Source organism: Kiritimatiellia bacterium (genome assembly GCA_018001225.1).
Taxonomy (GTDB): Bacteria; Verrucomicrobiota; Kiritimatiellia; order CAIQIC01; family JAGNIJ01; genus JAGNIJ01.
Window position 1 is genome coordinate 1 of record JAGNIJ010000014.1, and the last position, 14,662, is coordinate 14,662.

Below are 14,662 nucleotides of genomic sequence, written 5' to 3' on the forward strand. Positions count from 1 at the left end.
CTTCGGACGCGGGATACCTGGACGTGTGGGTGAGCAAGAGCACGTCGGCGGTGGTGGGGGATACGGGGGACGCGTGGCAGGAGATCGGGATGCTGGCGGGCGGCGAGAGTCGGCAGCTGGTATTCAGCGGCCTGCCGGCGCCGACCAACGGGACGCGGCACGTGTTCCGCGGGTTCGTGGACAGCCGCGGCAGCGTGGCCGAGTCCAGCGAAGGCAACAACCAATCCACCAAGTCGTACACGTACTGACGGGAGTGTCAACCATGGCTAGATTTCCAGTCGGGCTCCTGGCGCTGGTGTTGGCGGGGACCGCTTCCTTCGCGCAGGAATACCGGCACTTGAGCACCGTGCAGGACGGCAACGGGTCGATGTCCACCAACACCGTCACCCTCGGCGGCGTGGCCTACACCAACGTCAGCGCCGGCGCGCAGCCGGGCGGCATCCAGATTTCCACCAACGGAGACTGGAAGAATTACGCCGGCTTCCTGCAGGCCGTGGACATCAAAAGGCCGGGTCAGGATACGGACGGGGACGGCGTGATCGACGAGCTGTCGCTGGACAACGACGGCGATACGTTGACGGACCTGGAGGAGATCGAGGGGTCGTCCTTCAATCCCGCGACCGCGACCGAGGTCAACGACGCCGACACGGACGGCGACGACGTTCCGGACGGGCACGAGGCGCTCGCGGAGACCGATCCCACCGACGACGAGGCCAACCTGCGGATCCTGAAGATCACGCAGGCCGGCGGGCAAAAGGAAGTGACGTACACCGCGCGCAGCGGGAAAAACTACAACATCCGCGGCTGGGACGGCAGCTACGCCTATCCCACGAACGTGGTGGACACGGACCAGGAGTTCGGCGGGGCGGGCGCCTGGGAGGTCCGGACCAACGTGTACACCGATGCGGTCGCCACGAACGCCCGCCACTACGCGATCGAGCCGTTGCCGTAACGGCCGTGCGCCTCAACCCGCGAGCGCCGGTTCTCTTCGCCGCATGACCCACGCGGCCAGCCCGGCCAGTACCAGCGGATAGGCCAGGCCGTGGGTCCAGAGCACGCGCAGGGTTTCCGTCCACGGCACCAGCACCCCGGTGGTCAGCCGTGCCATGGCGTCCGGGACCTCGAGCGGCCCGACCATGATGTGGAGCGCCCGGAACAACTGCTGGAACAGGGCCGCGGCGCGTGGCCCGAACATCGCCTCGCCATGATGCGTGGTCAGGAACATGGGCCGGGCCGCCATGGACTGGAGGTCGCCGGCCAACTGCGTGAGCAGCAGCACGAAGCCGGATACGAAGGCAGCGACCGGCATGGAGAACAGGCTCCCGGCCGTGAGTCCCAGTGCGGCCAGCAGCGCCAGTTGTCCCCAGAGCACCACCAGCCCGCGCGCGTAGTTGGGCGCAAAGGCGCCCGCGTATGCCAGGGTTTCCAGTCCATCCTCGGGCGAAAAGAGGACGGTCACGCCGCCCGCGTCCGTATTCCGGTATTCCACGACCAGCGGGTCTTCTCCCTGTAATTCCCGGATCGAGGCATGGAGACTGTGGGGCGTCGTAGCCACCGCATGGGTTTCCACCCTAACGGCCGGTCCCGTGTCCCCGCGGTGGAGGGTCCAGGCGCCGGCGACCCGCCCGGGGCCGGGCGTCGAACTGGAAAAGCGGAATCGCAATGAAAGGGGATGGGCGGGGTCGAGCTTTCCGGGCCGCGGATAGCGCCATGCGCGCGCCCCGCCCGGCGGCACGGAAAAGGCCTCCACGAGCAGGCTGTCTCGAACGGCGCGATACATGGCTTCGGGCGGTACGTGGGGCGGAAGAAGCCCGCGTTCCCTGGCCTCCTGCAGGCGGGCGCGGGCCTCCCGCTCGACGTTCACGGCGTCGGGTTGCAGCGGTCGCCGGGCGACCAGGATGTCCGTCAGCAGGAGTTCGCGCTGCGCGGGATCGCGCAAGGGCTCGCGCAGCCGCCACCGCAGGAGGCCGGCCGTGACGGCCCCGGAAACGGCCAGCAGGGCCGTGTTGAGCAGCATGAGGCCCAGCCACTTGCCCAGCCAGATCTGGAAGGGGTGGATCGGCTTGGTGCATACCAGTTGCAGTTTTTTCGACTGCCATTCGAGGGAGACGGACGCGCAGCCGGCCCACAGCGACGCCAGCGAGAGGATCAGCATCGCGAGCCCCAGGGTGTAACGAAGGAGGATCTGCACTTCGCCGCCGAGCGTGCCGTCGCCCTGGACGGTGAGCGGCAGGCCGGCGATGGTCAGCAGGAGGAAAGCCAAAAGCAGCAGCACGACGCGCGAGCGCACGGCGCCGCGCAAGGCCAGCAGGGCGATGGCCCAGACCTTACGCATGCGGGGGGGTGTCCAGGTAGGGAGCCACGCCCTCGGACGGCGCGGCCCCGGAGGGCTCGCCACCCGCGCTCATGGCGCGGGCGACGGTATCGAGGAAGAACTGCTCCAGGTTCCGCCGGGGATAGTCCAGTTCCGGCTCGCGGCCAAGCTGGGCCTTCAGCGCCGACAGGATAGATCGGAGCTGTTCCGCGGAGACCTCCGGCAGCGTCACGCGCGGCCGGTCCCGTACCTCGAGCAGGTCGCGGATCGGCCCGATGGCCTGCAGGCGGCCGTTGAAGAGGATGGCGATCCGGTCGCAGACATCCTCGATATCCGCCAGGAGATGCGAAGAGAGCAGCACCGCCTTGCCGCGGCGGGCCAGGGTCAGGATCAGATCCTTGACCTGCCGGCAGCCCAACGGGTCGAGGCCGGACGTCGGCTCGTCGAGGATGACCAGGTCGGGATCGTTGATCAGCGCCTGGGCCAGGCCGATGCGGCGCGCCATGCCCTTGGAAAACTCGCCGACGAGGCGGCGGCGGGCGTGCCGGAGCCCGATCATGTCCAGGAGTTGCTCCGTGCGCTCGGTCCGCTCCTTCCGGGTGAGGTTGAACAGCCGCCCGAAGAAGTCGAGCGTCTCCTCGCAGGACAGGTAGGGATAGAGATAGGAATCCTCCGGCAGGTATCCGATCCGGGCCTTGCGCCGCACGTCGGTCGGCGGCGCGCCGAGCACGTGGAGCCGGCCCTCCGTGGGCCGCAGGAGTCCGACGATCATCTTGAGCGTCGTGCTCTTGCCGGAGCCGTTGGGCCCGAGCAGACCGAAGACCTCGCCGGGCCTCACGTCGAAGGAGAGATCCTCGACCGCGCGGACGCGGGGCCGGCGCCAGAAATCGCGGAAGACTTTTCCCGCCCGTTCGACTTGCAGCACCGGCATAGGTTCCGTATTCATCCGTTCCTCAACTCCGCCTTTCGAAACGACAGGAGGCCCAGGAGCAGCAGGCCTCCGAGGTACAGCCCGCCGTACACGGCGGCCCGGCCGACGTAACTCCAGGGGATGCGCCCGTCTCCCGACAGGGCATCCGCCAGCCAGAAATGCTGCCAGTTGGGGGTCAGGCTGTACAGGACGGACGCGAAGGCGGAGTGTTCCGCGTACCGGCCGAACAGGTGATCCGATGTCAGGCCCAGGAGCAGCGCCAGGCTGCACAGGATCAGGGTGGGGACCGTGTCGAGCCGGGTGGCCAGCAGTCCCGCCAGGCCGGTCAGCATCAGCAGGGCGATGCCGATCAGCAGGCTGGCCGGGACCAGGCGCCAGTCCAGGTGCGCGCCGAAGGCGCCGCGGTGTCCCTCCGGGTCGATGAAGCAGGCCCAGGCGAGCGCGGCCGCGGCCAGGATCAGCATCCACGCGAAAGCGCGGGAGACGAAAGGCCCGCGGTCCCGGTAGTTCAGCAGGCCGCCGACGGCGAAGGCCAGTACGGGCGCGGCCAATGCCGGGCCGCCGGCCCACCAGTCGAGGACGAAGTAGCCGGAGGCCGCGCGCGCGCTCAACAGCGTGGCCATCGCGGCGCCCAGGGAAAACAGCAGCGTCGCCGCGGCGGCGCCCGCGAGCTTGGCGAGGAAAAAGAGCCCGCGCCCCACAGGCTTGCTCAAGACCAGCGCCGCCGTCCCGAGCGCCGTTTCCCGGCTCATGGTGGAGGAGGCGGCGTAGCTGCCCAGCACCAGCCCGAAGGCCAAATGCACCGCCAGGGCGTTGTCCCGCACCAGCCGCGCCGATTCCCCGAGGGTCTGGGTGAGCAGCACGGGCAGCCCCGCGATGAAGAGGATCCCGAACGCGGCGATCAGCAGGAACCCCGGCTGCCGGATGATATCCAGCAGGCTGATCCGCGCGATCGCGGTAAACTGTCGGAGCCTCCAGGTCATGGCGGTCGGCAGAAGAAAATGGTGGTTCTGCCCGGGGCCAGAGAGTAGAGTATCGCCCCGCATTTCTCAAGACCGGCGGCGGATTTTACCGATGGCCCGAAAACCATATTCCGTGGAGCTGGTGGCGGACTTGAACCGGGCCGCCGCCGATCCTTCCCTGGAGATTCCTCGCCGTCCGAGCCGCTACGAGGCCGGCCAGGCGCTGGACCTGGAGGTGGAAGGGGTGTTCCCGGCCGTGCGCGCGGCCGCCTCGTTCCGGATCGAGAAGTTCCTCGGCGGCGGCTTCGCCGGCCAGGTGTACCGGTGCCGGCTGGATAGCCTGCGGCTCCCGGCGGGCGCGGAGATTCCCGGCCTGGCGCCCGGCCGCGTGTACACGCTGAAGATCATCATCCCCCCGTCGCGTTTTTCGCGTTTCTTCCGGAACTTCGTCTACCGCCTGGCCTTCCAGGGGCCGTTCAGCGCGCAGGTGAATTACTCCGCCTGCCGCGCGGGCCTGCTCTGGCAGAAGCTCATGCGGCGGGCCGCCCGCGCGGTCTTCGGGCGCGAGACGGCCGTCAAGGACGCCTATGCCTCGTTTCACGACGCCACGCTGGGCGCGTTCGGCGAGGTGACCGAGTGGATTGAAGGCCGGATGTGGCGGCTGGAGTCCGACCCGGACATGAAGGCCCGCCGCGACTGGCGGAACGTTCCGATCGAGGCCACGGCGAGCGCCGAGTACGTCGCCAAGCGCCGGTTCATGGCGGACCTGGTGCGCATGCTGCACGAGATGGGCGCGCCGGAATTCGCGCGGCAGTACGAGTGGTACACGATGAAGAGCCAGCCGAACGTCCTCAAGCGGACGGACACGGGGGAGGAGGGGCCCGCGGGCGGCCTGTGCGCCATCGACTTCCGCGCGGGCCTGGCCCTGCTGCCGTTCCTGCCGATGAGCCCGGCGGACTTCAAACTGATTTTGCAGGGCCTGTTCCGCCGCGGCGCGCTGGTCCAGTTCGACCGCGGCGACCTGGGGAAACTGGAGCACTTCGCCGCGCGGCACGCCGCCGAGTTCGAGGAGTACCGGCCCGTGCTGGAGGAGCTGAAGGTGCGCGATCCGGCTTATCGCCGCTCGCTGCCGGACCTCACGCATCACGGGTTGCGCCTGCTCTGGGACGCCGGGCTGCGCCGCGACGTCCGGGCCGGGCTGGTCGAGGGCTACCGGGCCGATGATCTCGCCGACGAGCGGTTCGCGGAGGCCTTGCGAACGGGGTCGGGCTTCCGTTTCGCCGCGTGGTACCTGCTGGGAGCCGTGCCGATCCTGGGCCGGCTGATCCGCAAGCGCTGGGGGAACGCGGCCTACCGCCGGCATGTCGGCCGCCTGCTGACGTCCTGGTCTTATTTCAAGATCGCGGCCCGGACCAAGGCGGCGCATGAGCTGGTGGAGTGGCACCGGAAAGGCCGTGCGGGCGAACCCCATGCGCGGTTCCTGGCCGCGCGGCCGGGCCGGTTCTACCTGGAGCGCTTCACGCTGGGCATTCTGCCGTTCGCGGGACTGCACCGCGTGATCGTCGAGCCGCGCGTGCTTTGGGAGGGCTTGAGGGGCTTCCTGCGGACGATCAAGCAGTTCATCGTCAGCGCCGAGTTCCGGGAGAAATGGTTCCTCGACACGATCGCCGATGGCGAGCGCGAGGGCATGCTGACGCGGGCGGAGGCGGAATCCATCTCGGCCCAGGTTCGCGACCCGTTCATCGTGAAATACCTCAAGTGCCTCGGCGTTCACTTCGCCACGCTGCCGGTGACGCAGATCGTCAGCGTGTCCCTGGGGTTGATCGTCGCCGGCTGGATGATCGCGCACGGGAAGGGGTGGGGGGAAGCGACCGTGGCGTTTGCGGGCATCGTGGCGCTCTTCCAGGTGATCCCGATCTCGCCGGGCTCCCTCTGCCGCGGCGGGTTCGTGGTGTACCTGATGATCAAGGAGCGGAACGTAAAGGACTACCTGATCGCCGCGCCGCTCTCCTTCGCCAAGTACATCGGCTACCTGGCCTTCCCGCTCCAGATGACCGCGACCTATCCGCAGTTGGCGCGGTTCATGGCCTCCCGCTGGGCGACCTCGATGGTCCACATCGTGCCGGTCTTCGGCGAGCAGGGGGCGCTCCTGGAGCACTGGGTGTTCGACCTATTCTTCAACTGGCCGCAGCGCTTCGCCCGCTGGGCCAAGCCCCGCCTCCGGGGCCTGCTGACCGCATGGGCCGCGCTCGGCATCGCCCTCGCCGCGGCGCTGATCCATTTCCTGGAGATCGAGCCGTTGAAGAAGACGGGCATCAACCTCCTGATCCTGACGGTCTGCCTCTTCGTGCTGCCCCGGGTCCTGTTCTACCCGCTGCTGGCCCGCCGCCGCGCGTCCCCGGATCAAGGACCGTCCGGCGGTTCGACGACGATGCGATAGAACCGCCTTTCTTCGGGCATCAGGCCGATCCAGAACGACCTTTCCCTGGAGGGCATCATCGCGCCCCGCTGAATCCACTGGGAGCCCGGCATCAGGTTGGTGGTGCTCTGGATGTAGTTGGTCACGCCGACGGTCAGGTTGGTCATGGTCATCACCCAGATGTTACCGAGCCGGGTGGTAAAGCGCAGTTCCGGCACCGACAGGGGCCCCGCCATGTAGCCGTAGGCCGCCGAGGACCAGGTGCTCGTGCCGTTCTCGTTGACGCTGCGCACCCAGTAGTAGTAGCCGATCAGCCAGGACGGCGCGGGATCGGTCCAGGATACATTATTGGTGGTATGGCTGTCCCTGCGCGTGGCCGTGGCCGTGTTATCGCTGGTGTTGCGCCAGACCTCGTACCAGCCCGCGTCCAGGACCTTGTCCCAGGTCACGCCGATGAAGTTATTGTACACGCCCCGCGTGGCCTGCACGTTCTCCGGGGGCGGGGGCGGGTTGTCCGCGCCGGCATAGCCGGTGTCCGTGTTGCTGAATTCGCTTGTGACCGACCCCGAAAAGGCCTTGACCCAGTAGTAGTAAACCTGGCCGGGCACGGCGGTGTAATCGATATGGTGGAGCTGGCTCAAGTTCGGCGCGATGCAGGAAGCCGCCGTGGGGGTGTTGTTCGTGTGGCGCCACACGGAGAAATGCGCCAGATACACGTTGCTCCAGTTCACCAGCACCGACCCCACGCTGGTGCCGTCCGAAGCCGCGAGGTGGGTGGGCGCCGGCGGGACGGCCATGGTGTACCCTTTGGCGCTGTCGCTGAAGGGGCTGCGGCCGTATTGATTCGTGGCCGTCACATAGTAGTAATTGGTGGTGCCGGGCTCCAGGTTGGAATCGGTGGCCTCCGACTCCGTGGGATCCAGAACAGCGATGCACGTCGCGCCGGCCGGGTTGTCCACGGCGTTGCGCCATATTTCATAGTGGTACGCCGTCCGATACTCAACCGGACAGAACTCGATCGTCACGCGATCCAGGTACGTGCCCTGGCTGGCGGAGATGCAGGGCGGCTGCGCGGGCGCGTGGACCGCGTTGCTGGCATAGCCGCTGTCGCCGGGGCTGAACCCGCTCACGCCATCGGCATTCCGGGCCTGAACCCAGTAAAAGTAGTACAGGCCCGGGGTCACATCGAAGTCGCTGTACTCCCCGCTCGGGTGGTTGCCGACAATCTTCGTGGCGGCATCCACGTTGTCTTGATAGGCGCGCCAGATGTCAAATCCCGTGGTGCCGGGTGGGATCTGCATCATGAGATACACCTTGTTGGTGTACTTCCCGTCGCTGGCCCACAGCGTGTCCGGCGCCTCCGGCGGCGCCGCCGCGACGGCCACGTGACCCGAATCGCTGCCGCTGTAGGGCCCCCAGCCGCCCTGGTTTTCCGCGCGCACCCAGAAGTAATAGCCCTGGCCGGGCGTGGCCGTGTAATCGCTTCCGCTGGACAGATGCCCGCCGACGCTCTTGACGGTGTGGGCGCCGTTCAAGCTGTTGGAGTTGTTGCGCCAGATCTGGTACAGCGTGGCGCCGCCTACCGCGTTCCATTGAATATCCACCCGGTCCTCGTGGGTGCCGTCGCTGGCCTTGACCCCGGTGGGCGCCGCCGGGACCGCCATCGCGGCCCAGCCGGAGTTGCCCGCGCTGTAGTCGCTGTACCCGTCGTCGTTGCCGGCGCGCACGAAGTAATAGTACTGCTGTTCCGGGACCGCGGTGGTGTCGCTGAAGCTCAAATCCAGGTCGCGTTCCTTGATGCAGGTCGCGCCGTCGGTGTCGTTGAGGGTGTTGCGCCAGATCTGGTAGAAGGTGGCGTCGGCGGCCGAGTCCCATTGTACCAGTACGTAGTTGACATACGTCCCGTCGCTCGCGCGCACGTTGCCGGGCGTGGCCGGCGGCGTCGCGCCGCCGACGGCCGGGTCGAAGACCGTGACGGTGTAGTTGAAGGTCCGCGGCACGCCCCCGATGAGGACGTTGCTGACTTGCACCGTGTAATTGGAATCGCTCGCGGGCTTGGTCCATACGAAGGTGTCCGAAACGCCCTGGGGCCGCCAGACCAGCGTGTTTTCGCCGTACGAGTCATCATCAATCGTTTCCAGCGGGGCCGTGATGCCGGTGCCATTGGCGGTCATCGTCACCGTCGCGCTGCTGAAATCGGCATCGGCATAGGAAAACGACCAGCGCCCGAAGACCACCGGGTAGGGGACATAGCCCGCGGGCGGCCAGCTGACGTATTCCTTTTTGGTGGCCGGGCGCGCCGTATTCCAGTATTCGTCCCACTCGCGCAAGGCCATCGCGGCATCATACAGTCCGGTCGCGGGGATGTTGCCCGTGGCCGTCTTTCGGGTCTGCGGGTAGAGAATCCATCGGCGATGCCCGCAGGGATAATTATTGCCGCCGGTGTCGCGCATTTGACTGGTGACCGCATCCCACCCGGTGCTGCCCAGGCTCAAGTTGCATTGTCTGGTCGCGTTGGAACCCTCGAGGCTGAAACAAGGCCATGACGGCGGCGGGTGGTGCTCGGTGCTGCCGCCTTTGCTGACCATGAGGGCGGCCTTTTGGCAATCGTCGTTGAAACTGGCGTCCAAGGTCACCTCCGCCACGCCCGCCATGACCCGGAACCAGTTCACGCGCAGGAGCACATCGTCCTTGAAGGCCTGCGCCGTGTCGCCCGCCTTGCAGTCGGCGTGGTTGCCCGTCCAGTTGATGGCCGCGTCCGAGGCCAAGTAGTAGGTGTTATAGAACTCGCGCACGGACTCGCGGGAGGTGTTGTCCACGCTTAGCGCCGCCGCTTGGAAGGTTGAGAGAAGAAACAGCGCGCAGGCGGAAAAGAACAGAGGGCGCCCTCCGACAGACCTTGGTTTCATCACACACTCCTTGTGGATAGTTACAGCATGAACTCGCCATCGGGCCCTCTGCAAGAAGAATAGAGCGAACGACTTCTGATCCCGGGGCGCGACACGCGCCGTAAAGCGAAGGCGGTTCTTTCCGTTGTCGGCGCTGCACGCGTCGCCCTCTGATTATGGCGACATCAAGCGCTTTACCTGGAAACGAGGCGCAATGGGCGCTGATTTCTCGGCCGTTCCTATTTACGGCAAGACACGGCGGGGGCATCTATTATACTAACTGTCTATAATACTTGGAGATGGTCGATTCCCCGCGCAGCCGGAGGCTTCGATGAAGAGAATTTTTGTCGTTACAGCGGCGATCTGGAGCATGGCGAGCACACTGTCGGCGGCGGAACCGGTCCTGCTGGACTGGGGCTCCGTGGACACGGCGTCCGCCGGGCAGCAGGAGCAGTCCCGTGGGATTCGCGCCGCCGCGCGCCCGGCCGTCCAGCATAAGAGCGCCGCGGGTACCGTGCCGTGGATCGTGCAGTTCAACGGCGTGGTCCGCGAGGAGTGGAAGACCGCGCTGACGGAGGCCGGGGCCGTCCTCCACGGCTACATCCCCGAGAATGCCTTCCTGGTCGAAGCCACGCCGGAGGTCATCGCGGCGATCGGCGCGCGCAAGGAGGTCTTCTGGGTCGGCGAGTACCTCCCGGACTACAAGCGGGCAAGGGCGGTACGATCCGCACTGGCCCAGCGGATGGACGGCACACGGGAATTCAACGTGCTGCTGTTCAACCCGGCAGACGCGGGGCGGATGGCGCAGGCGATCGCCGCGCTGCCGGGCTGCCGCGTCCTGCTGTCGGAGTCGATGACCGACCGCGGCCTGGTGCGGGCGTCGCTGACGGCCTCCGCCGTGGAGGAGATCACCGGCTGGGGCGAGGTGGAGTGGGTCGAGCCGCACCTGCCCCGCCGCCTCTGGAACGACGTGGCCGTGCGCGCGAACAAGATGAACGTGACCAATGCCTGGAACCTGCTGGGCCTGACCGGCGCCGGGCAGACCCTGGGCGTGTGCGACACCGGCCTCGACACGGGGAATACGAATACCGTGCACCGGGATTTCACCAATCGCGTGCGCGGCATCGCGCTCACGGGCGGCACGTGGGCCGACTCGGACGGGCACGGGACGCATGTGGCCGGATCGGTCTGCGCCAGCGGGGTATCGTCCACGGGCAAATACCGGGGCGTGGCGTACGAGGCGAACCTGGTCTTCCAGGGCGCGGGCGCGGACTTGAGCGGCATCCCCTCCGACCTGAACACGCTGTTCCGGCAGGCCTACACCAGCGGCGTGCGCGTGCACTCCGACAGTTGGGGCTACGACGACGCCGGCGACTACCACAGCGATTCGCGCAGCCTGGACATGTGGGTCTGGAGCAACAAGACCATGCTCATTCTCGTGGCGGCGGGCAACTCGGGCATCGACGCCAACAGCGACGGCGTGGTGGATACCGGGTCGGTGGGCTCGCCGTCGACGGCGAAGAACTGCCTCACGGTCGGCGCATCCGAGAACTACCGCACCAGCGGCGGCTACTCGACATACGGCTGGGGTGACGCCTGGCCGTCCGACTACCCGGCCGAGCCGATCAAGTCCGACTATATTTCCCGCCCCGACTCGCCGCACGGCCTGGCGGCCTTCTCCGGGCGCGGCCCCTGCACGGATGGCCGCATCAAGCCGGATGTTGTCGCGCCGGGCACGGACATCATCTCCACCCGTTCGAAAAACACCACCGACACGGGCTGGGGGCTGGTGTCGGGCAACACCAACTACATGTACATGGGCGGCACGAGCATGGCCACGCCGCTGACCGCGGGCGCCGCGGGCCTGGTCCGGCAGTGGCTGGTGACCAGCGGGGGACTCACCAATCCCAGCGCCGCGCTGATCAAGGCCATGATGATCAACGGCGCCCGGAACATGGCCCCGGGCCAGTACGGCACGGGCGCCACCCAGGAGATCGCCACCGTGCGGCCGAGCAACTCGCAGGGCTGGGGGCACGTGGACGTGTATAACACCGTGCAGCCGCCGGCCGGGCTCGTCCTGCAGTTGCACGACACCAACAGCCTGGCCACGGGGGCCAGCAACACGTTTGTCCTGACCGTCAGCGCGACGACCACGAACAAGGTCATCGTGACCATGGCCTACTCGGACTACTGGGCCGCCGCCGGCGCCGGCAAGAAACTGGTCAACGACCTGGACCTCACCGTCCGAAAGCCGGGCGGGACCCTCCTGTACGCCAACGGGCGCAGCAGCGTGGACGCGACGAACAACGTGGAGATGATCGAATTCGCGCCGGACGAGACGGGCGACTACTCCATCCGGGTGGCGGGGCGCACCGTGCCGTCGGGCGGCAGCCAGGCCTACGCCCTGGTCATCCGCGGCGTGAGCGCAGGCGCGGCGGACACGCTGGCCGTGTCCCCGGCGGCGTCCTTCGCCGCGTCCGGCCCGCAGGGCGGCCCCTTCGCGCCGACGAGCACCGTCTACGCCCTCACCAACAGCGGAGGCTCCTCGCTGACCTGGACCGCGGTCAAGGGCGCCGGGCTGACCTGGCTGGACGTGTCGAAGACCAACGGCACCCTGGCGGCGGGCACGGCGACCTCGGTGACCTTCATGATCAACAGCGCGGCGGCCTCCGCCCTGTCCACCGGGCTGTACAGCGGCACGGTGACCTTCAGCAACCAGACCTCGGGCGGCACCCTGGCCCGGACGGCCTCCCTGACGGCCCGGGGCATCAGCCAGTTTGCCTGGAACTCGATCTCTTCCCCGCAGCAGGAAGGCGCCGCGTTCACGGCCACGATCACGGCGAAGGACGAGTCCAATGCCACCGTGACGGCCTTCGCGGGCCCCGTGGCCTTGAGCGGCGTGGTCTCGGCCACCAGCACGGTGGGCACGGCCACCAACGGCTGGATCTACCCGATGAGCACGTACTACCATGACGCCCGCGCGCAGGTGATCTACCTGCAGAGCGAACTCGGGTCCGTCACCGTCCTGCAGGGCCTGGGCCTCAACGTGGCCACGGTGCCCGGCCAGAGTCTCGGTAACTGGACAATCCGCATGAAGCACATCGCGGCGAGTACCCAGTCCTCCTGGGAGGGCCCGGCGAGCGGCTGGACCACGGTGTACCAGGGGAACGACACCGTCTCCTCCACCGGCTGGACCTGGTTCGCCTTCTCCACGCCCTTCAGCTACAACGGCGTCAGCAACCTGCTGGTGGATTTCAGCCACAACAACAGCAGTTACTCGACCGACGGTCAGGTGCGCGCCTCCACCGGCGCGGTCGGCCGGGCGCTGGTCTATCGCTCGGATAGCGCCGATGGCGATCCGCTGGACTGGAGCGGGAGCACCCCGGCGCCGGTCTCCACCAACCGGATGCCCAACATCAAGCTCGTGGCGGGCGCCTCGGTGTCCCTCTCCCCGACGGCGACCGGCGCCTTCACCAACGGCGTCTGGTCGGGCCTGATCACGGTCAATGCGTCCGCCGCGTCCATGGTCCTTCGCGCCAGCACCAACGGGATCACGGGCGATTCCAACGCGTTCACGGTCGACGCGGATGCCGACCTGCCCGCGCTGACGACGCTGGCCGTCAGCAACGCGAGGCCGACCTCGGCCATGAGCGGCGGGAACATCACCTCGGAGGGCTCGTCGCCCGTCACCCAGCGGGGCGTCTGCTGGAGCACCAACGCGACGCCGACGACCAACGACACGAAGACGAGCAACGGTTCCGGGACGGGCTCCTTCTCCTCGACCCTGACCGGGCTGACCCCCGGGCGCGCCTACTACGCGCGCGCGTACGCCGTCAACGCGAGCGGCGTGGAATACGGCTCCGCGGTCGGCTTCTCGGCCGACTGCTTCACCAACGCGCCCTCCGGGCTCGCCACCGGTTCGGTGAGCGACGCCTCCTTCACGGCCTCCTGGAGCACCCTGGACGGGGCGTCGGGCTACCGGCTGGACGTGAGCACGAACGCCTCCTTCCAGGCGTCCGGCGGCAGCGCCTCGGACCTGTTCTTCTCGGAGTACATCGAGGGCGCCAGCAACGAGAAGTACATCGAGATCTACAACGGGACCGGCGGCAACGTGGATCTCTCGGGCTATGCCCTGGTCCTCTTCGCCAACGGCGCCACGACGCCCACGACAAGCAACATCCTCTCCGGCACGATCACCAACGGCACCGTCGTGATCTACCGGAACAGTTCCGCCACCAACGCGCTCGGCACGGCCAACTCGGCGGTCAATTTCAACGGCGACGACGCCCTCGCGCTGTGGAAGCGTTCCTCGTCCTCCTGGGTGGATATCTTCGGGCGCATCGGGGAGGACCCGGGCACCGCGTGGACCGCGGGCTCGCATTCCACGCTGGACCGGACCCTGGTACGCAAATCCAGCGTGGCCGGCGGCGTGACGAGCAATCCCGGCAGCGGCTTCCCGACGCTGGAAACCGAGTGGGACGTGTACAGTATCGGCGACGAGTCGCACCTGAACAGCCACACGTTTGCGGGCGGCAGCGGGCCGGCATTCGTGGCGGGGTACTCGAACCGCACGGTCGCGGGGACGAGCCAGTCCGTCACCGGGCTGACGGCGACCACGCTGTACTACTTCCGCGTGCGCGCGGTGTCGGACGGCGGCTGCGTGAGCGGCAACTCGGCCACGCAGTCCGTGACGACCGGCGGCGCCGGCCTGCCCGCCTGGTATACCGACTGGGCCGCGGCGCAGGGCTTCGACCCCTATGGGCCCAACGGCGGCATGGATGACGATTACGACGGCGACGGCACGCCGAATGTCGACGAATACACCGGCGGGACGGGCGCCACCAACGGTTTGTCGGAGTTTGTCGTGGAGAATCCCGAAAAGATGTCGCCCACGCAGTACAGCCTGACGGTCGACGCGATCACGGGCCGCATCTACAGCGTGTACTATAAGACGAACGCCGTGGACGGCGTCCCCTGGTCGCTGTTCAAGGCGTGGACCAACCTGGGCGCGGGCGAGCAGGATCTGATCCTGACCAACAGCGCGATCCTGCAACTGTACCGGCTCGGCGTGCGGCTGCCGTAGACGGGCCTGTAGCTCCGGCGCTCCGCCGCCGGAGCGGGGTCTTCCGCCGGCCGAGCGGCGGCACT

At 67.7% G+C, this 14,662-nt stretch carries 8 protein-coding genes; 4 read left to right on the forward strand and 4 right to left on the reverse strand.

Annotation, left to right across the window (positions count from 1 at the left end):
- Positions 1-248, forward strand: a 248-nt coding sequence (locus KA248_06465) for a hypothetical protein (GenBank protein MBP7829544.1), incomplete at its 5' end; no start/stop codon positions are given.
- 14 nt (positions 249-262) lie between these two features.
- Entirely contained in the window at positions 263-952 is a 690-nt protein-coding gene (locus KA248_06470; GenBank protein MBP7829545.1) for a hypothetical protein, read from the forward strand.
- A 12-nt stretch (positions 953-964) separates the two neighbouring features.
- On the opposite strand, the gene KA248_06475 is transcribed toward KA248_06470, so the two are convergent.
- From KA248_06475 to KA248_06485, 3 genes are read right to left on the reverse strand one after another with little or no spacing between them, the layout of a single operon-like run.
- Positions 965-2,335, reverse strand: coding sequence for an ABC transporter permease (locus KA248_06475; GenBank protein MBP7829546.1), 1,371 nt, complete (start codon positions 2,333-2,335; stop codon positions 965-967).
- Positions 2,328-3,260: an ABC transporter ATP-binding protein gene (locus KA248_06480; protein MBP7829547.1), complete on the reverse strand. Its 933-nt coding sequence runs from the start codon at positions 3,258-3,260 to the stop codon at positions 2,328-2,330. The genes KA248_06475 and KA248_06480 overlap by 8 nt, the downstream gene beginning before the upstream one ends.
- Complete coding sequence (locus KA248_06485; protein MBP7829548.1) at positions 3,257-4,228, reverse strand: hypothetical protein; 972 nt, start codon at positions 4,226-4,228, stop codon at positions 3,257-3,259. The genes KA248_06480 and KA248_06485 overlap by 4 nt, the downstream gene beginning before the upstream one ends.
- 91 nt (positions 4,229-4,319) lie before the next feature.
- Here KA248_06485 and KA248_06490 point away from each other — a divergent pair, with 91 nt between their 5' ends.
- Positions 4,320-6,647: a hypothetical protein gene (locus KA248_06490; protein ID MBP7829549.1), complete on the forward strand. Its 2,328-nt coding sequence runs from the start codon at positions 4,320-4,322 to the stop codon at positions 6,645-6,647.
- On the opposite strand, the gene KA248_06495 is transcribed toward KA248_06490, so the two are convergent.
- On the reverse strand, positions 6,611-9,445 hold the full coding sequence (locus tag KA248_06495; GenBank protein MBP7829550.1) for a hypothetical protein: 2,835 nt from the start codon (positions 9,443-9,445) through the stop codon (positions 6,611-6,613). The two genes, KA248_06490 and KA248_06495, sit on opposite strands and share 37 nt — an antisense overlap.
- A gap of 400 nt (positions 9,446-9,845) precedes the next feature.
- Between KA248_06495 and KA248_06500 the strand changes: the two genes are divergently transcribed.
- On the forward strand, positions 9,846-14,597 hold the full coding sequence (locus KA248_06500; GenBank protein MBP7829551.1) for a S8 family serine peptidase: 4,752 nt from the start codon (positions 9,846-9,848) through the stop codon (positions 14,595-14,597).
- Positions 14,598-14,662 lie beyond the last annotated feature (65 nt).